Origin of the sequence: Streptomyces misionensis, assembly GCF_007896895.1 — a bacterium.
Classification (GTDB): Bacteria; Actinomycetota; Actinomycetes; order Streptomycetales; family Streptomycetaceae; genus Streptomyces; species Streptomyces misionensis_A.
In genome coordinates this window covers 29,829-54,424 of the sequence record NZ_VOGW01000047.1, presented here as the reverse complement: position 1 = coordinate 54,424, position 24,596 = coordinate 29,829, and the positions used below count along the sequence as shown (strand labels likewise).

The window sequence follows — 24,596 nt, the reverse complement described above, 5'->3', positions numbered from 1 at the left end:
GCAGGCCCGCCGGTGGGCGGGGGGTCCGTCTCGGGGGCCTGCTCGATGATGGTGTGGACGTTGGTGCCGCTCATCCCGAACGAGGAGACGGCGGCGCGCCGCGGCCGGCCGTGGCCGGGCCAGGCGGTCTGCTCGGTGAGCAGGCGCACGGCCCCGCCGGACCAGTCGACGTCGGGGGTGGGGTCGTCGATGTGCAGGGTCCGGGGCAGCACGCCGTGGCGCATGGCCATCACCATCTTGATGACGCCGCCGATGCCCGCGGCGGCCTGCGCGTGGCCGATGTTCGACTTCAGCGAGCCGAGCCACAGCGGCCGGTCCTCGGCGCGCTCCTTGCCGTAGGTGGCCAGCAGCGCCTGTGCCTCGATCGGGTCGCCGAGCCGGGTTCCGGTGCCGTGGGCCTCCACGGCGTCCACCTCGTGCGGGGCGAGCCGGGCGTTGGCCAGTGCCTGCCGGATGACCTGCTGCTGTGCCTGGCCGCTGGGCGCGGTCAGGCCGTTGGAGGCGCCGTCCTGGTTGACGGCGCTGCCGCGGATCACGGCCAGCACCCGGTGCCCGTCGCGGCGGGCGTCGGACAGCCGCTCCACCAGGACCAGGCCCACGCCCTCGGCGAAGCCGGTGCCGTCGGCTGAGGAGGAGAACGCCTTGCAGCGGCCGTCGGCGGACAGCGCGCGCTGCCGGCTCGACATGGTGAACGCGGACGGTCCGGCCATCACCATGACGCCGCCGGCCAGTGCCATGGCGCACTCGCCGTTGCGCAGCGCCTGGACGGCGAGGTGGAGGGCGGTCAGTGAGGACGAGCACGCGGTGTCGACGGTGACCGAGGGGCCTTGCAGGCCGAAGGCGTAGGAGAGCCGGCCGGAGATCACGCTGGCCGCGTTGCCGCTGGGGAGGTAGCCCTCGACGCCGTCGGGGACCTTGAGCGGGCGGCCGGTGTAGTCCTGGTAGCCGGAGCCGACGAAGACGCCCGTGGCGGTGGAGCGCATGGTGTCGGGGGCGATCCCGGCGCGTTCGAAGGCTTCCCAGGTGGTCTCCAGGAGCAGGCGCTGCTGCGGGTCCATGGCGACGGCCTCGCGCGGGCTGATGCCGAAGACCGCCGGGTCGAACTCGTCGGCGTCGTGGAGGAATCCGCCGTGCACGGTGTACGTGGTGCCGGGATGGTCGGGGTCCGGGTGGTAGAGCGCCTCGGTGTCCCAGCCGCGGTTGGCGGGGAAGCGGGAGATCGCGTCGCGGCCGGTGGCGACCAGGTCCCACAGGTCCTCGGGCGAGCGCACGTCGCCGGGGTAGCGGCAGGCCATCGCGATGATGGCGATCGGTTCGTCGAGGACGGCGGTGGCCGCGTTCTCGGTGGCCGACTCGGTCCGGCCGCCGGTGAGTTCGGCGAGCAGGTGGGCGGCGAGGCCGGTGGCCGTGGGGTGGTCGAAGACCAGCGTCGTGGGCAGGGCGAGTCCGGTGGCCTCGTTGAGCCGGTTGCGCAGTTCCACCGCGGTGAGGGAGTCGAAGCCGAGGTCCCGGAAGGGCCGGTCGGCCTCGACGGCGCCCGCCGTGCGGTGGCCGAGGACGGCGGCGGCGTGCGTGCGCACGAGGTCCACCAGGGTGCGGGTACGTTCCTCGGGCGGCAGCCCGGCCAGGGTCTCGGCGAGCGCCCCGGAGCCGTGGCCCGGTGCGGGAGCGGCCTCGGTGAGCGTCGCGCGCACCTCGGGCAGGTCGCCGAGCAGCGGGCTGGGCCGGCCGAGGGTGAACGGGACGATGAAGCGGGCCCAGTCCACGTCGGCCACGGTCAGCTGGGTTTCGTCGCGGTCGAGGGCGCGTTGCAGGGCGGTGATCGCCGTCGCGGGGGACATCGGGCGCAGGCCGCGGCGGCGCAGCCGCGCCTCGTCGTCGCCGTCCTCGACCATGCCGCCGTCGGCCCAGGGGCCCCAGGAGACGGCGGTGGCGGTGCGCCCGCGGTCGCGGCGCCGCCGGGCGAGGGCGTCGAGGAAGGCGTTGCCTGCGGCGTAGGCGGCCTGGCCGCCGCTGCCCCAGACGCCGGAGACGGAGGAGAAGAGCACGAAGGCGTCCAGCTCCCGGTCGCCCAGCAGTTCGTCCAGGTGTGCCGCGCCGCCGGCCTTGGCGGCGAGCGCGGCGGCGAAGGCGGCCGGGGTGGTGGTGTCCACGAGCTCCGCGTCGGCGACCCCGGCGGCGTGCACGACGGCGGTGAAGGTGTGCCGGCCGAGCAGGGAGGCGACGGCGTCGCGGTCCGCGACGTCGCAGGCGGTGAGCGTGACGCGGGCGCCGAGTGCCTCCAGTTCGTCGCGCAGGGCGGCGGCGCCCGGGGCGTTTGGCCCCCGGCGGCCGGCGAGGACCAGGTGTTCGGCGCCGCCGCGCGCCAGCCAGCGGGCGACGTGGGCGCCGAGCGCGCCCGTGCCGCCGGTGACGAGGACGGTGCCGCGGGGCCGCCAGCGGCGGGTGGCGGCGCGGGCCGGCGCGTGGACGAGCCGCCGGGCGTGGACGCCGGACGCACGGACGGCGAGCTGGTCCTCCGTCCATCGGCCCGTTGCGGCGTCCGCCCGGGGGCCCGTCCCGTCCTCGGCCCGGCGGCCCGTCGGTTCGCCTTCCCGTCGGGCCGTCAGTGCCTGTCCCAGCACGTCGGCGAGGTGTGCGGCGGCCTGTGTGTCGACGCTCCGCGGGAGGTCGATCAGGCCGCCCCAGCGCCGAGGGTGTTCCAGGGCGACGGTGCGGCCCAGGCCCCAGACCTGGGCGTGCCGGGGGTCGTGTACCGCGTCGGAGCCGCCGACGGCCACCGCGCCCGAGGTGAGGCACCACAGCGGGGCGTCGATGCGCGCATCGCCGAGGGCCTGGACGAGCAGCAGGGTGGGCAGCACCGGGTCGCCGGTGAGGAGCAGGGACAGCACTGCGTCGACCGGGCCGGCCGCAGCCAACTCGGCGGCCAGTACGGCCCGTTCGGTGGTCTCCCCGACGACCAGCGTCTTCAGGGTGGCGCCGCGGGCGGCGAGCGCGGCACGGACGGCGGCGGTCTGCTCGTTCTCCTCCCGCGGCAGGGCCAGCAGCCAGGTGCCGACGGGGCCGGCGGGGGCGAGCCGGGTCAGGCGCTGCCACGACTCGCGGTAGCGCCGGCGGTCCACGGCGGACTGCTCCCTGCGCTGCCGCCGCCACGAGGACAGCCTCGGCAGGACCTCACCGAACGTGTCCCCCGCCCCGACGTCCAGCGTCTTCGCGAGAGCCGCCAGATCCTCACGCTCCACCGTCTCCCAGAACTCCGCCTCCACCGGATCCACCGCCTCGACGACAGACCCCGACGGCTCCACCCAGTACCGCTCGTGCTGGAACGCGTACGTCGGCAGACCCGTCCTGCGCGCACCCGCGAAGAACACACCCCAGTCCACCGACACACCACACGTGTGCAGTTGAGCCAACGCCCCCACCAACGCGCGCGGCTCGGAGCGGTCACCCCGCAGAACCGGCACCGTGACCACCCCGTCCACGCAATCCTGCGCCAGACCGCTCAGGACAGCACCGGGACCGATCTCGACGAACGTCCGGACACCCAGGCCGTGCAGGGTCTCGACACCGTCGGCGAACCGGACCGCCTCACGGACATGCCGGACCCAGTACTCCGGGGTGTACGACTCGACCAGACGGCCGGTGAGGTTCGAGACCACGGGCATCCGCGGCTCGTCGAAGGACAGCCCGCCGACGACACGGGCGAACTCGTCCAGCATCGGCTCCATCAGCGGGGAGTGGAACGCGTGGCTGACCTTCAACCGGGACGTCTTGCGGCCCTGTCGAGCGAAGACCTCGGCGATCGCCAGGGCCGCCGACTCCGTGCCGGAGATCACCACCGAGGCGGGGCCGTTGACGGCGGCGACGGTCACCCCTTCGGTGAGGTGGGGCAGGACTTCCTCTTCGGTGGCCTGTACGGCGATCATCGCGCCGCCCGGGGGCAGCGCCTGCATCAGCGCGGCCCGCGCGGAGACCAGCCTCGTCGCGTCCTGCAGGGACAGCGCACCGGCCACGTGCGCCGCCGCGATCTCGCCCACGGAGTGGCCCAGGACGAAGTCGGGCCGTACGCCCCAGGATTCGAGGAGCCGGAACAGCGCGACCTCGACCGCGAACAGCGCGGGCTGGGCGCGACCGGTCCGGTGCAGCGTCTCGTCGTCCACGTTCACCGGGGCGTCCAGGAGTGCGCACACCTCGTCGTAGGCGGCGGCGAACACGGGAAAGGCCGCGTACAGTTCGCGGCCCATGCCGAGGCGCTGCGAGCCCTGCCCGGAGAAGAGGAAGCCGGTCCTGCCGCCTGCCGGGCGCCCGAGCAGCACCCCGGACGACGGAGCTCCGGCGGCCAACTCGGCCAGTGCGGCGGCGAGTTCTTCTCCGTCCTCTCCCACGACAGCGGCCCGGTGGCGCATGGCCGCGCGGGTCGTGGCCAGCGACAGCCCGATGTCCCGCGGCCGGGCGTCACCCCGCGTGTAAGGCAGCAGCCGGGCCGCCTGGTCGCGCAGCGCCGCCTCGCTCCGGGCGGAGAGCACCCACGCCAGGGGGCCGTCGGCGGTGCCCCGTGCGGGCGCCTCGCCCTGGACCGAAGGTGCCTGTTCGAGGATGGTGTGGGCGTTGGTGCCGCTGACGCCGAAGGAGGACACGGCGGCCCGGCGCGGGTGATCCGTGTCCGGCCACTGCACGGCCTCGGTCAGCAACCGGACCGCTCCGGACGACCAGTCCACGTGCGGGGTCGGCTCATCGACGTGCAGAGTGCGGGGCAGCACGCCGTGCCGCATCGCCATCACCATCTTGATGATCCCGCCGACACCCGCGGCGGCCTGGGCGTGCCCGATGTTCGACTTCAGGGACCCCAGCCACAACGGCTGTCCCTCCGGTCGCTCCCGCCCGTAGGTCGCCAGCAGCGCCTGCGCCTCGATCGGATCACCCAGCTGCGTCCCCGTACCATGCGCCTCCACGGCGTCGATCTGGGCGGGAGACAGGCCGGCCGAGGCCAGTGCCTGCCGGATCACCCGCTGCTGCGCGGGGCCGTTGGGCGCGGTCAGGCCGTTGGACGCACCGTCCTGGTTCACCGCACTGCCCCGCACGACGGCCAGCACCTCGTGCCCGTTCCTCCGGGCGTCGGACAGCCGCTCCACCAGGAGCATGCCGACGCCCTCCGCCCAGCCGGTGCCGTCCGCGCCCGCACCGAACGCCTTGCACCGCCCGTCGGGCGACAGACCGCGCTGCCGGCTGAACTCCACGAACGCGGTGGGCGTGGTCATCACCATCACACCGCCGGCCAGCGCCATCGAGCACTCGCCGCCGCGCAGCGCCTGGATCGCCCAGTGCAGGGCCACGAGCGAGGAGGAGCACGCCGTGTCGACGGTGACGGCGGGGCCCTCCAGGCCGAAGGTGTAGGCGATGCGACCGGACATCACGCTGGCGGAGTTGCCGGTGCCGAGATGGCCGTCGGACTCGCCGCCCACCCCGACGAGGAGGTTGACGTAGTCCTGGTAGCCGGAGCCGACGAAGACACCGGTACGGCTGCCCCGCACCGACTCCGCGTCGATGCCCGCCCGCTCGAACGTCTCCCACGTCGTCTCCAGCAGCAGCCGCTGCTGCGGATCCATCGCCACGGCCTCACGCGGACTGATCCCGAAGAACCCGGGATCGAACTCCCCCGCCTCGTACAGGAACCCACCGCGACGCGTATACGTCTTGCCCGCCGCCTCCGGGTCCGGATCGTAGATGCCCTCCACGTCCCAGCCACGGTCCGCCGGGAAGTCACCGACCGCGTCACCACCGGACACCACCAGCCGCCACAGGTCCTCCGGCGAACGCACCCCACCCGGGTACCGGCACGCCATACCGACGATCGCGACGGGTTCCCGGTCCTTCTCCTCGACCTCGCGCAGGCGCTCCCGGACCTGTCGCAGGTCTCCGGTGACGCGCTTGAGATACTCGAGAAGCCTGTCTTCGTTGCTGCTCATCCGCCTCATCCGTCCTCGGCTGTCGTCAAAGGTAGAGCGCCAAGAACTAGGAAATTTCTAGATCTTGATCGATCAGATCGAAGATGTCGTCGACCGTCGCGTCCTGGAGCCGCCGCTGCGCGTCGGCCGATTCCGTGCGTTGTCCCTGGGCGGAGTCCACCAGGGCCAGCAGTTCCCGAAGCCGCCTGCGCACCCCGGACCGGACCGTCTCCTCGGCGGCGGTGGCCGTCGAGATGACCGTCTCCAGCCGGTCCAGCTCGCTGAAGACCGACACCTCGTCCGGGCCCGTCCCGCCATCGAGTTCGGCACCCAGGTGGCGGGCGATCGCCTCGGGCGTCGGGTGGTCGAAGACCAGTGTCGCGGGCAGGGTCAGGCCGGTGTCGGTGGTGAGGAGGTTGCGCAGTTCCACCGCGGTCAGGGAGTCGAAGCCGAGGTCCCGGAACGCCAGGTCCGGTTCGACCGCGGCGGGTCCGCTGTGGCCGAGTACGGCGGCCGCGTGCGCGCAGACCGTGTCCACGAGCAGGCGCCGCCGTTCGTCCTCGGACAGCGCGGCCAGCCTCTCCCCCAGCGCGGACGGCTCCGAGGCCCGCTCCCCGGCGGGCTCGGCGGGCTTGCGCGCGAGGGCCTCCCTGACCTCGGGCAGGTCGCCGAGCAGCGGGCTGGGCCGGCCGAGGGTGAACGGGACGACGAACCGCGCCCAGTCCACGTCCGCCACGGTGAGCGTGCCGTCCCCGGCGCTCAGCGCGGCGTGCAGCGCCCTGAGCGCCCGGTCCGGCCGCAGCGCGGTCAGGCCGCGCCGGCGCAGCCGCTCCTCGTCCCCGGTGTCGGCGACCATGCCGCCCTCGGCCCAGGGGCCCCAGGCGATCGAGGTCGCGGCGAGGCCCCGGGCCCGCCGGTGCTGTGCCAGAGCGTCGAGGAAGGCGTTCGCGGCCGAGTACGCGGCCTGCCCGCCGCCTCCCCATACGCCGGCGATGGAGGAGAAGAGGACGAACGCGTCCAGCTCCCGCTCGCCGAGCAGTTCGTGGAGGTTGGCGGCTCCGAGGGCCTTCGCGGCGACCGTCGCCGCGAAGGCGTCGAGGTTCGTCTCGGCGAGCATGCCCGCCTCGGCGGTGCCGGCCGTGTGGACGACGGATTCGACCGGGTGTTCGGCGAGCAGCGCGGCCAGCGCGGCGCGGTCGGTGACGTCACAGGCGGCGACGGTCACCCGTACGCCCGTCTCCTCCAGTTCGGCCTTCAGGTCGGCGGCGTTCGGCGCGTCGAGGCCACGGCGGCTGGTGAGCACCAGGTGCTCCGCACCCGCACCGGCCAGCCAGCGGGCCACGTGCCCGCCCAGCGCACCCGTACCACCGGTGATCAGCACCGTGCCGCGCGGCGACCACGAACGGTCGCTTCGGGCGGCGGGCAGCCGCGACAGACGCCGCGCGAGCACGCCGTGGGCACGGATCGCGACCTGGTCCTCCGCCGACTGGCCGAGCACCGCGGCAAGCCGTCCGGCGACCCGGTCGTCCACCGCGCCCGGCAGATCGACCAGCCCGCCCCAGCGCGCCGCGTGCTCCAGCGCCGCCACCCGGCCCAGACCCCAGACCTGGGACTGGTACGGGTCAGCCACCTCGTCGGCAGGGCCCACGCCTACCGCGTTCCGGGTCGCGCACCACAGCGGGGCGTCGATGCCCGCGTCGCCGAGGGCCTGGACGAGCAGGACGGACAGTGCGACGCCGACGGTCAGCCCGACCGCCGGGGCGGCCTCGCCGTCGGCGGCGAGCAGCGACAGGACGCCCGCCACGGTCTCGTCACCGGCCGCATCGGCGAGTCGGGCGGCCAGGTCCGCGCGGCCGGTGGCCGGCTCGACCGGGACCGGCAACGGGGCCAGGCCCCGCTCGGTCAGCGCACGCAGGCACGCGGTGACCCAGTCGTCACCGAGCCGCCCGGCACTCACCGGGACCAGCCAAATGCCGTTGCCGACTGCACCGTTGAGCGCGGTGTCGGCGACCGTCTGCCAGGTGACTGCGTAGCGCCAGCGGTCCACGGCGGACTGCTCCCTGCGCTGCCGCCGCCACGAGGACAGCCTCGGCAGGACCTCACCGAACGTGTCCCCCGCCCCGACGTCCAGCGTCTTCGCGAGAGCCGCCAGATCCTCACGCTCCACCGTCTCCCAGAACTCCGCCTCCACCGGATCCACCGCCTCGACGACAGACCCCGACGGCTCCACCCAGTACCGCTCGTGCTGGAACGCGTACGTCGGCAGACCCGTCCTGCGCGCACCCGCGAAGAACACACCCCAGTCCACCGACACACCACACGTGTGCAGTTGAGCCAACGCCCCCACCAACGCGCGCGGCTCGGAGCGGTCACCCCGCAGAACCGGCACCGTGACCACCCCGTCCACGCAATCCTGCGCCATGCCGCTCAGGACAGCACCGGGACCGATCTCGACGAACGTCCGGACACCCAGGCCGTGCAGGGTCCGGACACCGTCGGCGAACCGGACCGCCTCACGGACATGCCGGACCCAGTACTCCGGGGTGTACGACTCGACCAGACGACCGGTGAGGTTCGAAACAACCGGAATACGAGGCCGGTTGAACGACAGACCACCGACAACCTGCGCGAACTCCTCCAGCATCGGCTCCATCAACGGCGAATGGAACGCGTGACTGACCTTCAACCGAGACGTCCTACGGCCCTGCCGTGCGAAAGCCTCCGCGACCGCCAGAACTGCTGTCTCGGCACCGGAAACCACCACGGACCGAGGCCCGTTGACCGCCGCGACACCGGCCTCGCCGGTCAAAAACGGCAGGACCTCCTCCTCCGCCGCCTGCACGGCGACCATCGCACCACCCGCAGGCAACGCCTGCATCAGCGCCGCACGCGCCGACACCAACCGCACGGCATCATCCAACGACAACACCCCGGCCACGTGCGCGGCCGCGATCTCCCCCACCGAATGACCCGCCACGTAATCCGGCCTGACGCCCCACGACTCCAGCAACCGGAACAACGCCACCTCGACCGCGAACAACGCGGGCTGCGCACACCCCGTCCGATGCAACTCCTCCGAGCCGACATCGACCGGCACGTCCACACGCGCACACACCTCGTCGTACGCATCAGCGAAAACCGGGAAGGCGTCATACAACTCACGGCCCATACCGAGCCGTTGCGAACCCTGACCCGAGAACAGGAAGCCGACCTTGCCCCCCGGCCGGCCCTGGACGACCGTGGGGGACGGCGTTCCGTCGGCCAGGCAGCGCAGTCCGTGGCGGAAGTCGTCCTGGGTCTCGCCGATGACGGCCGCCCTGTGGCGCAGGGCGGTGCGCGTGGTGGCCAGCGAGAAGCCGACATTGGCCGGCGAGACGCCGTCGTCCAGGAAGGCCAGGAGGCTTCGTGCCTGGTCGCGCAGCGCGGGGCCGGTTTTGCCGGAGAGCACCCAGGGCACGAGGGCCGGACCGGTGGTGGGCTCTTCGGCCGGGGTCGGTGGCGCCTGTTCGAGGATGGTGTGGGCGTTGGTGCCGCTGACGCCGAAGGACGACACAGCGGCCCGGCGCGGGTGATCGGTGTCCGGCCACTCCACGGCCTCGGTCAGCAGCCGGACCGCTCCGGACGACCAGTCCACGTGCGGGGTCGGCTCGTCCGCGTGCAGGGTCCGCGGCAGCACACCGTGCCGCATCGCCATCACCATCTTGATCACACCGGCCACACCCGCAGCGGCCTGCGCATGCCCGATGTTCGACTTCAGGGACCCCAGCCACAACGGCCGTTCACGCTCTCGCCCGTAGGTCGCCAGCAGCGCCTGCGCCTCGATCGGATCACCCAGCGTCGTCCCCGTACCATGCGCCTCCACCGCGTCCACCTGGTCCGAGGACAGACCCGCGTTCGCCAGCGCCTGCCGGATCACCCGCTGCTGCGCCGGACCATTGGGAGCCGTCAGACCATTCGACGCACCGTCCTGGTTCACCGCACTGCCCCGCACGACGGCCAGCACCTCGTGCCCGTTGCGCACGGCGTCGGACAGCCGCTCCACCAGGAGCATGCCGACGCCCTCCGCCCAGCCGGTGCCGTCCGCGCCCGCACCGAACGCCTTGCACCGCCCGTCGGGCGACAGACCGCGCTGCCGGCTGAACTCCACGAAGGCCCGTGGGGTGGACATGACCATCACACCGCCGGCCAGCGCCATCGAGCACTCTCCGTTGCGCAGCGCCTGGATCGCCCAGTGCAGGGCCACGAGCGAGGAGGAGCAGGCCGTGTCGACGGTGACGGCGGGGCCCTCCAGGCCGAGGGTGTAGGCGATGCGGCCCGACATGACGCTGGCGGAGTTGCCGGTGCCGAAGAAGCCTTCGGAGTCGTCGATAGCGTGGAAGGCCTGGGCGGCGTAGTCCTGGTAGCCGGAGCCGACGAAGACACCGGTACGGCTGCCTCGCACCGACTCCGCGTCGATGCCCGCCCGCTCGAACGTCTCCCACGTCGTCTCCAGCAGCAGCCGCTGCTGCGGATCCATCGCCACGGCCTCACGCGGACTGATCCCGAAGAACCCGGGATCGAACTCCCCCGCCTCGTACAGGAACCCACCGCGACGCGTATACGTCTTGCCCGCCGCCTCCGGGTCCGGATCGTAGATGCCCTCCACGTCCCAGCCACGGTCCGCCGGGAAGTCACCGACCGCGTCACCACCGGATACCACCAGCCGCCACAGGTCCTCCGGCGAACGCACCCCACCCGGGTACCGGCACGCCATACCGACGATCGCGACGGGATCGTCGTCCGTGGCGGGTGCGGTGGCCGTCTCCGGTGTGGTCGTGGTGGGGAGGCCGGTGAGTTCGGTGCGCAACTGCCGAGCCAGCGCGAGGGCGTTGGGGTGGTCGAAGACCAGGGTGGGCGGCAGGGTGAGGCCGGTCGCCGTATTGAGCCTGTTGCGCAGTTCGACGGCGGTCAGGGAGTCGAAGCCGAGGTCCTTGAAGGCCCGGTCGGGCTCGATCTCCGCCGTCGAGGAGTGGCCGAGGACGGCCGCCGCATGGGTGCGGACCAGATCGGCCAGCAGCGTGTGCTGCTCGGTCTCGGGCATCCCGGTGAGGCGGTCGGCCATGGGTGAGGCGGCGGCCGTGCCGGGTTCGTCGGGGGTGCGGATGCGTTCGGCCTCCGGGAGGCCGCCGAGCAGGGCGCTGGGGCGGACCACGGTGAACGGGGGCAGGAACCGTTCCCAGTCGACGTCGGCGACGGTGGTGGTCGCCTCGCCGGATTCCAGCGCCTTTCGGAGGGCGGCGAGGGCGAGCGCGGTGGGCATCGGGAGGAGGCCGCGGCGGCGCAGTCGTTCGTCCGCGCCGTCGCCCTCGGCCATGCCGCCGCCTGCCCACGGGCCCCAGGCGACGGCGGTCGCGGGCAGTCCTTGGGCGCGACGGTGTTCGGCGAGCCCGTCGAGCAGGGCGTTGGCCGCCGCGTAGGCGGCTTGGTGGCCGCTGCCCCACACCCCGGCGATGGAGGAGAAGAGGACGAAGGCGTCCAACTCCCGCTCGGCGAGCAGTTGGTGGAGGTGGAGGGCGCCGGTCGCCTTGGCGGACAGCACGTCGGCGAAGGCGTCCGGGGTCATGGCGGCCAGCGGCTCCAGGTGATCCACGCCGGCCGTGTGGACGACGGCGTTCACCGGGTGCTCGGCGAGCAGCGCGGCCAGCGCGGATCGGTCGGCGACGTCACAGGCAGCCACGGTGACCCGGACGCCCGTCGCCTCCAGTTCCGCGACGAGCTCCCCCGCGTCCGGCGCGTCGAGGCCACGGCGGCTGGTGAGCACCAGGTGCTCCGCACCCGCACCGGCCAGCCAGCGGGCCACGTGCCCGCCCAGCGCACCCGTACCACCGGTGATCAGCACCGTGCCGCGCGGCGACCACGAACGGTCGTTTTGCGGTTCGCGGCGGGCGGGGGCATGGAGGAGCCTGCGGCCGAACACGCCGTGAGGGCGGATCGCGACCTGGTCCTCCGCCGACTGGCCGAGCACCGCGGCGAGTCGGCCCACGACCCGGTCGTCCACCGTGCCCGGCAGATCGACCAGCCCGCCCCAGCGCGCCGCGTGCTCCAGCGCCGCCACCCGGCCCAGACCCCAGACGGCGTGCTGGACGGCGCTCGGGACGTGGTCCGCGCGGCCGGTGGACACGGCGGCGCGGGTCAGCGTCCAGAGCGGGGCGTCGATGTCCGCGTCGCCCAGGGCCTGGACGAGCGCGAGGGTCAGTGCGGTGCCGACGGAGAGGTCCGGGTGGGCGACGTGGGGGCGCTCGTCGGTGCCGAGCAGGGAGATCACTCCGTCGACCGGGGTCTCCCCCGCGGCGTCACGGACCAGGCGCAGCAGCACGTCACGGTCGGCGGCCGGGGCGACCGCCAGCCGGATCAGCCGGGCCCCGCGCGCGGCGAGCCCCTCGGCGACGGCGGTGGCCCACTCGACGGCCGAGGAAGAGGAAGCCAAGCGGTCCTCTCCGGTCGAAGGGTCCTCGCCGGTCGAAAGGCCCTCGGGGGCCGGCGGATTCTCGGGGGCCGGCGGGTTCTCGGGGGCCGAGGCGTCTTCGGGGATCAGGAACAGCCAGTCGCCGGCCAGTTCGTGCGTCCGGAGTCCGCTGAGCGGCTGCCAGCTCGTGCGGTAGGTCCGGCCTTGGACGGCAGAGTCCCGGCGCCGCTGCCGTCGCCAGGCGGACAGCCGGGGCAGCACCGCGTCCAGTTGTTCGGCGGGCAGGTCGAGGGTGGCGGCGAGGGACCGGGCGTCCTCGCGCTCCACCGTCTCCCAGAATCCGGCCTCGACGGCGTCGGTCTCCGCGACGGCGACCGTGGGCGCCGTGGTCCGCAGCCAGTACCGCTGGTGCTGGAAGGCGTAGGTGGGCAGGTCGGTGCGCCGGGCGCCGCGGCCGCTGAAGAACGCCTGCCAGTCGACGGGGACGCCGTGCACGTGGAGCCGGGCGACGGCGACGGTGATTTCCTCCGGCTCAGGACTGCCGGACCGGCTGGTGGCGAGGGTGACCGCGCCGTCCAGGCAGCCCTGGGTCATGGCGCTGAGCACCGTGCCGGGGCCGGTCTCCACGAACGTGGTCACGCCCAGCTCGCCCAGGGTCCGGATGCCGTCGGCGAAGCGCACGGCCTCACGGACGTGCCGAACCCAGTAGTCGGCCGTGTACACGTCGACGAGTTCGCCGGTGAGGTTGGAGACGACCGGTGTCCGGGGCGTGTCGAAGCGCAGCTCGCCGACGACGCGGGCGAACTCGTCCAGCATCGGCTCCATCAGCGGGGAGTGGAACGCGTGGCTGACCTTCAACCGGGATGTCTTGCGGCCCTGTCGAGCGAAGACCTCGGCGATCGCCAGGGCCGCCGACTCCGTGCCGGAGATCACCACCGAGGCGGGGCCGTTGACGGCGGCGACGGTCACCCCTTCGGTGAGGTGGGGCAGGACTTCCTCTTCGGTGGCCTGTACGGCGATCATCGCGCCGCCCGAGGGCAGCGCCTGCATCAGCGCGGCGCGGGCCGTCACCAGGGTGGCCGCGTCCTCCAGCGACAGGGCGCCGGACACGTGCGCGGCCGCGATCTCGCCCACGGAGTGCCCGGCCAGGTAGTCCGGTCGTACGCCCCAGGATTCCAGCAGCCGGTGGACGGCGACCTCGTGCGCGAACAGCGCGGGCTGGGTGAAGGCGGTGCGGTCCAGGTCCGCGCCCTCCTCGTGGCCCACCTCGTGGCCGTCCTCGTTGTCTTGGTCGCCGAACGCCACGTCCCGCAGCGGCCGGTCGAGATGCCGGTCGAGGTGGGCGCAGACCTCGTCGTACGCCTCCGCGAAGGCCGGGAACGCCGCGTACAACTCGCGGCCCATTCCGGGGCGTTGCGAGCCCTGCCCGGAGAACAGGAAGCCGACCCGGCCGGTGCCGGGGCGAGCGAGGACGGCTTCGGGGGCGGGTGAACCCGAGGCCAGGGCCCGCAGGCCCGCGGCGATCCGGTCGCGGTCGGCGCCGATCACGGCGGCGCGGTGTTCCAGGGCGGCCCGGGTGGTGGCCAGTGAGAAGCCGACATCGGTGAGGGACGGTCCGGTGCCGTCGGCGGCCAGGGGCAGCAGGCGTGCGGCCTGGGCGCGCAGGGCCGCCTCGGTCTTGCCGGACAGCACCCATGGCACGGTCGCTGAGGTGATCTCGACCGGGGCGGCGGCGGCCGGGGCGGCAGCGGCCGGCTCGGCCGCCGGTGCCTGCTCGATGATCGTGTGCGCGTTGGTGCCGCTGACGCCGAACGAGGACACGGCGGCCCGGCGCGGGCGGCCCGTCCGCGGCCAGTCGACGGCCTCGGTCAGCAGGCGGACCGCGCCGGACGACCAGTCCACGTGCGGGGACGGCTCGTCCGCGTGCAGGGTCGGCGGGAGCACGCCGTGCCGCATCGCCAGCACCATCTTGATCACCCCGGCCACACCCGCGGCGGCCTGCGCATGCCCGATGTTGGACTTCAGCGAACCCAGCCACAGCGGCCGGTCCGCCGGCCGTTCCCGGCCGTACGTGGCGAGCAGGGCCTGCGCCTCGATCGGGTCGCCCAGTGTGGTCCCCGTGCCGTGCGCCTCCACCGCGTCGACGTCGGCCTCGGTGAGCCCGGCGGAGGCGAGGGCCTGGCGGATGACGCGCTGCTGCGCGGGGCCGTTGGGCGCGGTCAGGCCGTTGGACGCGCCGTCCTGGTTCACGGCGCTGCCCCGCACCACCGCCAGCACCTCGTGCCCGTGGCGCACGGCGTCGGACAGCCGCTCCACCAGCACCACCCCGGTCCCCTCCGCCCAGCCGGTGCCGTCCGCGCCCGCGCCGAACGCCTTGCAGCGGCCGTCGGCGGACAGTCCGCGCTGCCGGCTGAACTCGACGAACGCGGCGGGTACGGCCATGACGTTCACCCCGCCCGCGACGGCCATGGTGCTCTCGCCGCCCCGCAGCGACTGGATGGCCAGGTGCAGCGCGACCAACGACGACGAGCACGCCGTGTCGACGGTGACGGCCGGGCCCTCCAGGCCGAACGTGTAGGCCACGCGCCCGGAGACGACGCTCGCGGCGCTGCCGGTGAGCAGATGTCCCTCGACCCCCTCGGGGACCTGTGCGAGGCCCGCGCCGTAGCCCTGGTAGGACATGCCGACGAACACGCCGGTGCGGCTGCCGCGCACGGCTGCCGGATCGATGCCGGCCCGCTCGAACGCCTCCCAGGTGGTCTCCAGCAGCAGCCGCTGCTGGGGGTCCATGGCGAGCGCCTCGCGCGGCGAGATCCCGAACAGCGCGGGGTCGAAGTCCCCCGCCTCGTGCAGGAATCCGCCGCCGCGCGCGTACGTCTTGCCGGGGGTGCCCGGGTCGGGGTCGTAGAGGTTCTCGACGTCCCAGCCGCGGTCCTCGGGGAAGCCGGTAATCGCGTCGCCGCCGGATGTCACGAGCCGCCACAGGTCCTCGGGGGAGCCGACGCCGCCGGGAAGGCGGCAGCTCATGGCGACGATCGCGATGGGCTCGTCGTCGGCTGCGGCCGTGCGCGGCTCCTGTGCCGCGGTGCCCTGCGTGCCGAGCAGTTCGGCGCGCAGGAAACGGGCCAGGGCGGTGGCGTTCGGGTGGTCGAAGACAAGCGTGGTGGGCAGTTTCAGACCGGTGTCGGCGGTGATCCTGTTGCGCAGTTCGACGGCGGTGAGCGAGTCGAGGCCGAGGTCGTTGAAGGCCCGGTCGGGCTCCACCGCGGCCGGTCCGTCGTGGCCGAGCACGGCGGCGGCGTGTGCGCGGACCAGGTCGGTCAGCGTGCGGTCCTGCTCGCCGGCCGGCAGCCCGGTCAGCCGCGCGGCGAGCGCGTCTGCGGCCTGCGTGGCGCCGGCGGCCGGGGCCTCCAGGGCGCGGCGCGCCTCGGGCACGTCGGCGAACAGGGCGCTGGGCCGGGTGACGGTGAACGGGCCGATGAACCGTTCCCACTCGAAGTCGGCGACGGTGAGCGCGGTCTCGTCGTCGGCGAGCGCCTGCCGGAGCGCGGAGAGTGCGAGGGCGGGACGCATCGGCGGCAGGCCGCGGCGGCGCAGCATCTCCTCGCCGTCGCCGACGCGTGCCATGCCGCCCTCGGCCCAGCCGCCCCAGGCGACGGCGAGCGCGGTGCGCCCGCGCGCCCGCCGGTGCTCGGCGAGGGCGTCCAGGTAGGCGTTGGCCGCCGCGTAGGCGGCCTGTCCGGCGCTGCCCCAGACGCCGGCGCCGGAGGAGAACATGACGAACGCGTCGAGTTCCCGGCCGGTCAGCAGTTCGTCCAGGTGCGCGGCGCCCGCGGCTTTGGCCGCGACCGTGCGGGCGAACCCGGCCGGGTCGGACTCCTCGATCATGACGTGGTCGCCGACGCCCGCAGCGTGGACGACGGCGTCGACCGGGTGTTCGGCGAGCAGCGCGGCCAGCGCGGCGCGGTCGGTGACGTCACAGGCGGCGACGGTCACCCGTACGCCCGTCTCCTCCAGTTCGGCCTTCAGGTCGGCGGCGTTCGGCGCGTCGAGGCCACGGCGGCTGGTGAGCACCAGGTGCTCCGCACCCGCACCGGCCAGCCAGCGGGCCACGTGCCCGCCCAGCGCACCCGTACCACCGGTGATCAGCACCGTGCCGCGCGGGACCCACTGCTGGTCGGGGCCGGTGGCGGGGGCGGCGCGGACGAACCGGCGGCCGTGGACGCCCGAGGCGCGGATCGCCACCTGGTCCTCGGCCGTCTGCCCGAGGACGTCGGCCACGCGGGCGGCGGCACGGTCGTCCAGCCCGTCGGGAAGGTCGAGCAACCCACCCCAGCGCCGCGGGTGTTCGAGCGCCGCGGCCCGGCCGAAGCCCCACACCTGTGCCTGCTGCGGGCGGTCCACGCGGTCGGAGCGGCCGGTGGCCACCGCGCCGCGCGTGGCGCACCACAGCGGCGCGTCGATGCCCGCGTCACCGAGCGCCTGGACCAGGCAGAGGGTCCCGGCGAGACCGTACGGGAGGCCGGGGTGGCCGGTCGGGGTGCTCTCGTCCTCGGCGAGCAGGGACAGCACGCCCGCCACGGGTCCGGCGTCGGCCAACTCGCGGGCCAGGGTGGCGCGGTCGGTGCCGGGCCCGGCGACGAGCGTCACCAGGTCCAGGCCGTGCCCGCCGAGCGCGGTGCGGACCGTGGTGGTCCACTCACTCTCCCCCGCCACGACGAGCAGCCAGGTCCCGGACGCGCCGGGCCCCGGGAACGCGCCGAGCGGCTTCCAGGTGACGCGGTAGCGCCAGCCGTCGACCTCGGACCGCTCGCGGTGCTGTCTGCGCCACGCGGAGAGCCGGGGCAGGAGCGCGCTCAGCGAGGCGTCCGCGCTGACGCCCAGGGTCGCGGCGAGGGAGTCGGCGTCCTCGCGCTCCACGCTGTCCCAGAAGCCGGAGTCCGCCGCGTCGGCCGGGGTGCCGGCGGCGGCCGGGTCCTCGTCCCCCTCCAGCCAGAAGCGCTCGCGCTGGAAGGCGTACGTGGGCAGGGTGACACGGCGGGCGCCGGGGAAGAACGCCCGCCAGTCCGGGGAGAGTCCGTGCACGTACAGCTCGGCGAGCGCGCTGAGCAGGGCCCGCCGCTCGGGGCGGTCGCCGCGCAGGACCGGCACGGCGACCGCCCCGTCCACGCAATCCTGCGCCAGACCGCTCAGGACAGCACCGGGACCGATCTCGACGAACGTCCGGACACCGAGGCCGTGCAGGGTTCGGACACCGTCGGCGAACCGGACCGCCTCACGGGCATGCCGGACCCAGTACTCCGGGGTGTACGACTCGACCAGACGACCGGTGAGGTTCGAAACAACCGGAATACGAGGCCGGTTGAAGGACAGACCGCCGACAACCTGCGCGAACTCCTCCAGCATCGGCTCCATCAGCGGCGAATGGAACGCGTGGCTGACCTTCAACCGAGACGTCCTACGGCCCTGCTGAGCGAAAGCCTCCGCGACCGCCAGGACGGCTGTCTCGGCGCCGGAAACCACCACGGAACGAGGCCCGTTGACCGCCGCGACACCGGCCTCGCCGGTCAGGAACGGCAGGACCTCCTCCTCCGCCGCCTGCACGGCGACCATCGCACCACCCGCAGGCAACGCCTGCATCAGCGCCGCACGCGCCGACACCAACTTCGCCGCGTCCTCAAGCGACAACACCCCGGCCACATGAGCGGCCGCGATCTCCCCCACCGAATGACCCGCCACGTAATCCGGCCTGATGCCCCACGACTCCAGCAGCCGGAACAACGCCACCTCGACCGCGAACAACGCGGGCTGCGCACACCCCGTCCGATGCAACTCCTCCGAGCCGACATCGACCGGCACGTCCACACGCGCACACGCCTCGTCGTACGCATCAGCAAAAACCGGGAAGGCGTCATACAACTCACGGCCCATACCGAGCCGTTGCGAACCCTGACCCGAGAACAGGAAACCGACCTTGCCCCCGGAGCGGGCGCGGCCCAGGGTCACGTTCGACGCGGGTTCACCGGCGGCGAGGGCGGTGAGGGCCTGCCGCAGTTCGGCCGGGCTCTGCGCGAGGAGGACCGCACGATCTTCGAACGTCTCGCGGGAGGCCAGGGAGAGGCCGATGTCGGGGGGTGTCCAGCCGTCGTGCGTGTCGAGGTGGCCGGCCAGCCGGGCCGCCTGGGCGCGCAGCGCCGACTCACCCTTGCCCGACAGCACCCAGGGCAGGAGGGCGCCGGAGTCGGGCGTCGGGGGCAACCCGGCTGCGGTGGCGACCTGTTCGAGGATGGTGTGGGCGTTGGTGCCGCTGACGCCGAAGGAGGACACGGCGGCCCGGCGCGGGTGCTCCGTGTCCGGCCACTCCACGGCCTCGGTCAGCAGCCGCACCGCTCCGGACGACCAGTCCACATGCGGGGAAGGCTCGTCCGCGTGCAGGGTCCGCGGCAGCACACCGTGCCGCATCGCCATCACCATCTTGATCACACCGGCCACACCCGCAGCGGCCTGCGCATGCCCGATGTTCGACTTCAGGGACCCCAGCCACAACGGCCGTTCACGCTCTCGCCCGTAGGTCGCCAGCAGCGCCTGCGCCTCGATCGGATCACCCAGCGTCGTCCCCGTACCATGCGCCTCCACCGCGTCCACCTGGTCCGAGGACAGACCCGCGTTCGCCAGCGCCTGCCGGATCACCCGCTGCTGCGCCGGACCATTGGGAGCCGTCAGACCATTCGACGCACCGTCCTGATTCACCGCACTGCCCCGCACGACGGCCAGCACCTCGTGCCCGTTGCGCACGGCATCGGAGAGACGCTCCACGAGCACCACACCGACGCCCTCGGACCAGCCGGTGCCGTCCGCGCCCGCACCGAACGCCTTGCAGCGCCCGTCGGGCGACAGACCGCGCTGCCGGCTGAACTCCACGAAGACATGGGGGCTCGCCATGACGGTGACGCCGCCGGCCAGCGCCATCGTGCACTCGCCGTTGCGCAGCGACTGCATGGCGAGGTGGAGGGCGACCAGGGACGACGAGCAGGCGGTGTCGATCGTGACGGCGGGGCCTTCGAGGCCGAAGGTGTAGGCGACCCGCCCGGAGACGACGCTGGACGCGCCGCCGACGAGCCGGTGTCCCTCGACGCCTTCCGGAGTACGGCGCACGTCGGCGCCGTAGCCCTGGTAGGCCATGCCGACGAACACGCCGGTCCGGCTGCCGCGCAACTGGGTGAGGCCGAGCCCGGCCCGTTCGAAGGCCTCCCAGGAAGTCTCCAGCAGAAGGCGCTGCTGCGGGTCCATGGCCAGCGCCTCGCGGGGCGAGATCCCGAAGAAGCCCGCGTCGAAGTCGGCGGCGCCGTACAGGAACCCGCCGTCGCGCGCGTACGTCGTGCCGGGGCGCTCTGGATCGGGGTCGTAGAGCCCCTCGACGTCCCATCCGCGGTTCGCCGGGAATGCGGAGATGGCGTCGCCGCCGGACATCACCAGGTCCCACAGGGCCTCGGGCGAGTCGATGCCGCCGGGCAGGTGGCAGCTCATCGCGACGATGGCGATGGGCTCGTCGGCGGCGGCCGTGTGGCGCTCCTGCGGCTCGGCGGGCCGGGTGCCGAGCAGTTCGCCCTGGAGGAAGCGCGCGAGCGCGGTGGCGTTGGGGTGGTCGAAGACCAGCGTGGTGGGCAGTTGAAGACCGGTGTCGGCGGTGATCCTGTTGCGCAGTTCGACGGCGGTCAGGGAGTCGAAGCCGAGGTCCTTGAAGGCCCGGTCGGGCTCGATCTGCGCCACCGAGGAGTGGCCGAGGACGGCTGCGACGTGCGCGCGGACCAGGTCGATCAGCGTCTGGAGGCGTTCGGCCTCCGGCAGTCCGGCGAGCCGGGCCGCCAGGGGCGCGGCAGCGGTGATCGTGCCGGCCGGTGCGGCGGTGCGGGCGCGGAGCACCTCGGGCAGTTCGGACAGCAGGGCGCTCGGGCGGGCGAGGGTGAACGGTCCGATGAACCGTTCCCAGTCGATGTCGGCGACGACGACGGCGGTGTCGTCGCAGTCCAGGGCGCGTTGGACGGCGGTCACGGCGAGGGCGGGGGGCAGGGTGAGAACGCCCCGGCGGCGCAGTTGCTCCTCGTCGGCGTCGGTGACCATGCCGCCGTCTGCCCAGGGGCCCCAGGCGATCGCGGTCGCGGTCAGGCCCCGGGCCCGGCGCCGGGCGGCGAGCCCGTCGAGGAAGGCGTTGCCTGCGGCGTAGGCGGTCTGCAGTCCGCTTCCCCACACGCCGGCGATCGAGGAGAAGAGGACGAAGGCGTCCAGCTCACGGTCGCCGAGCAGGTCGTCCAGGTGTGCGGCGCCCCTGGCCTTCGCCGCGACCGTGCGCGCGAAGTCGGCCGGCGTCAACTCGTCGAAGGGACCGAACTGTTCCACTCCCGCCGCGTGGAACACGGAGGTGAAGGCGTGCTCGGCGAGCAGCGCCGCCACCGCGTCGCGGTCGGTTACGTCGCACGCGGTGAGGGTGACGCGCGCGCCCAGCTCCTCCAGTTCGGCCTTCAGCGCGGTCGCGCCGGGCGCGCCGGCGCCACGGCGGCCGGTGAGCACCAGGTGTTCGGCCCCGGCTCCGGCGAGCCAGCGGGCGACATGCCCGCCCAGCGCGCCCGTACCGCCGGTGATCAGCACGGTGCCGCGCGGCTCCCACGGCCGGGCGGTGCCGCTGGGGGCGTGGGTGAGCCGGGCGGTGAACACGCCGGTGGCGCGGACGGCGACCTGGTCCTCCCGGCCTTGCGGCGTGCCGGTGCCCTGGCTCAGTACGGCGGCGAGGCGCCCGGCGGCGCGCTCGTCGACGGCTGCGGGCAGGTCGATCAGACCGCCCCAGCGCCGGGTGTGCTCCAGGGCCAGGGCGCGGCCGAGGCCCCACACCTGGTGCTGTACCGGGCTGATCGGTGCGTCGTCGGCGCGGCCGGTGGCGGCGGCGCCGCGGGTGAGGCACCACAGCGGCGCGTCGATGCCCGTGTCACCCAGCGCCTGGGCCAGGGCCACGGTCAGCGCGAGACCTCGCGCGAGCGCCGGATGCCCGGGCACGGCGGTCTCGTCGGTCGCGAGCAGCGACAGAACTCCGTCCGGCGCGCCCGCTCCGGCGACGGTCCGGGTCAACTCCCGGGCCAGGAAGGCACGGTCGGCTTTGGCGCCGACCGGCAGCGGGACGAGGTGTGCGCCGCGTCCGACGAGGGCCGCGCGGACCGTGTCCGCCCACTCGTCGCCCTCGGGTGCGGCGAACAGCCATGTGCCCCCGGCGAGGTCGCCGGCGGAGAGGCCGTCCAGCGGCTGCCAGAGCACCCGGTAGCGCCGGTCGTCCACCGCGGACTGCTCGCGCCGGCGGCGCCGCCAGGCGGACAACTTCGGTATGACGACATCCAGTTCGCCGGGGCTCAGCTCCAGCGTCGCGGCGAGGGACTGGGCGTCCTCGCGCTCGACGCTCGCCCAGAACTCGGCGTCGACCGCGTCCACGGCGGCCGCCCCGGCCTCGGGCGCCTCCAGCCAGTAGCGCTCGCGCTGGAAGGGGTAGGTGGGCAGGTCGACGCGGCGGGCACCGGGGAAGAAGGCGTGCCAGTCCACTTCGGCCCCGCGCACGTGCAGTTCGGCGAGCGCGGCGACGACGGCCCGCGGCTCGGGACGGTCGGCGCGGAGGACGGGGACGGTGACGATGTCGTCCACGCAGCCCTGGGCCATACCGCTCAGGACACCGCCGGGGCCGATCTCCACGAAGGTGGTCACGCCCAGCTCGCGCAGGGTCTCGATGCCGTCCGCGAAACGGACCGCCTCGCGCACGTGCCGGACCCAGTACTCCGGGGTGTACGGCTCCGCCAGACGGCCCGTGAGATTCGAAACGACCGGAATCCGCGGCTCGCTGAAGGACAGGCCGCGGACGACCGCGGCGAACTCCTCCAGCATCGGCTCCATCAACGGCGAATGGAACGCGTGACTGACCTTCAGACGAGACGTCTTTCGACCCTCGTGAGCGAAGACCTCGGCGACCGCCAGGACGGCGTCCTCGGTGCCGGAAACCACTACCGACCGCGACCCGTTGACCGCCGCGACGCCCACCTCGTCGGTCAGGTACGGCAGGATCTCGTCCTCCGTGGCCTGGACCGCCACCATCGCCCCACCCGCAGGCAACGCCTGCATCAACGCGGCCCGCGCCGACACCAACCTCGCCGCATCCTCAAGCGACAACACCCCGGCCACATGAGCGGCCGCGATCTCCCCCACCGAATGACCCGCCACATAATCCGGCCTGACGCCCCACGACTCCAGCAGCCGGAACAACGCCACCTCGACCGCGAACAACGCCGGCTGCGCCGAACCCGTCTCGTGCAGCTCCTCGGAGTCCACATCGACCGGGGCTTCCAGAAGACCGCACACCTCGTCGTACGCCGCCGCGAACACCGGATACGACGCGTACAACCCACGCCCCATACCCAGCCGCTGCGACCCCTGCCCCGAGAACAGGAAGCCGGTGCGGTCGCCCGGGTGGGTCTCGTTCTGCACGACGGCCGCGGACGGGGCTCCGCACGCGAAGGCCCGTAATCCCTCGGTGAGTTCGGTGACGGTCGTGCCGACGATGGCCGCGCGGCGGTCCCAGGCGGTGCGGGTGGTGGCGAGGGAGAGGCCGATGTCGGCCGGCTCGCCGTCGTGGTCGTCGTCCAGGAAGGAGAGCAGGCGCTCGGCCTGGGCGCGCAGCGCCGTCTCGCTCTTGGCCGACAGCACCCACGGCAGTGCGACGACGGCGGCCGGGGGTTCGGCGGGTTCTGCGCCGGGCTCCTCCTCTGGCGCGGGTGCCTGTTCGATGATGGTGTGCGCGTTGGTGCCGCTGACGCCGAAGGACGAGACGGCGGCGCGGCGGGGGTGGTCCGACTCGGGCCAGTCGACGGCCTCGGTGAGCAGCTTGACTCCGCCCGTCGACCAGTCGACCCGGGCGGTCGGCTCGGCCACGTGCAGCGTGCGCGGCAGGACGCCGTTGCGGATGGCCATGACCATCTTGATCACCCCGGCGACGCCGGAGGCCGCCTGGGTGTGGCCGATGTTGGACTTGACGGAGCCCAGCCACAGCGGCCGGTCCGCCGGGTGTTCCCGGCCGTAGGTGGCGAGCAGCGCCTCGGCCTCGATCGGGTCGCCGAGGGTGGTGGCCGTGCCGTGCGCCTCGACCGCGTCGATCTGGGAGGCGGTCAGGCGCGCGTTCTCCAGCGCCTGCCGGATGACGCGCTCCTGCGCGGGGCCGTTCGGGGCGGTGAGACCGTTGGAGGCGCCGTCCTGGTTGACGGCACTGCCACGGACGACCGCCAGTACCTGGTGACCGTTGCGCCGGGCGTCGGACAGCCGTTCCAGCAGGAGCACGCCGACGCCTTCGGACATGCCCGTGCCGTCGGCGGTCGAGGAGAAGGCGCGGCAGCGGCCGTCGGGCGACAGGCCGCGCTGCGCGCTGAACGCGATGAAGGTGTTCGGCGTGGCCATCACGGTCACGCCGCCGGTCAGGGCGAGCGAGCACTCGCCGCGGCGCAGCGCCTGGGCGGCCAGGTGGAGCGCGACCAGCGAGGACGAGCAGGCCGTGTCGACGGTGACCGCCGGTCCTTCGAGGCCGAGGGCGTAGGAGACGCGGCCGGACACCACGGCGGCGGTGTTCGCGGTGACGAGGTGGGCCTCGATGTCGCTGTCGCCCTGCCGCTGGAGGTAGGCGTGGTCCTGGCCGTTGGTGCCGATGAACACGCCGGCCCGGGTGCCGCGTGCGGTGGTGGGGTCGATGCCCGCGCGTTCGAATGCCTCCCAGGAGGTCTGCAGGAGCAGTCGCTGCTGGGGGTCCATGACGAGGGCTTCGCGGGGCGAGATCCCGAAGAACGCGGGGTCGAACTCGCCGGCTCCGTCGAGAAACCCGCCCTGGCGCACGTAGGTGCGGCCGGTCCGGCCGGGCTCGGGGTCGTAGATCGTGTCCAGGTCCCAGCCGCGGTCGGCGGGGAACTCGGACACGCCGTCGCCGCCCTCGGCGACCAGCCGCCACAGGTCCTCGGGCGAGGCGACCCCACCCGGGTAACGGCAGGCCATCCCGACGACGGCGATGGGCTCGGTGTCCTTCGCCTCCAGCTCACCCAGCTGCCTGCGGGTCTGGCGCAGGTCCACCATCACGCGCTTGAGGTAGTCCCTCAGCTTGTCGTCGTTCGACATGATTTACGTCCTCGGTAGCGGTG

The 24,596-nt window shown here is 73.7% G+C and carries 2 protein-coding genes; both read right to left on the bottom strand.

Going from position 1 to position 24,596, the window contains the following annotated elements:
• A partial coding sequence (locus FRZ03_RS08365) for a type I polyketide synthase (protein WP_146464527.1) occupies positions 1-5,966 on the bottom strand: 5,966 nt, incomplete at its 3' end.
• A gap of 46 nt (positions 5,967-6,012) precedes the next feature.
• Positions 6,013-24,573: a type I polyketide synthase gene (locus FRZ03_RS08360; protein ID WP_146464526.1), complete on the bottom strand. Its 18,561-nt coding sequence runs from the start codon at positions 24,571-24,573 to the stop codon at positions 6,013-6,015.
• Positions 24,574-24,596 lie beyond the last annotated feature (23 nt).

Coding starts and splice junctions, on each gene's coding strand:
- FRZ03_RS08360 (WP_146464526.1), bottom strand. CDS start 24,573: ATGTCGAACGACGACAAGCTGAGGGACTACCTCAAGCGCGTGATGGTG.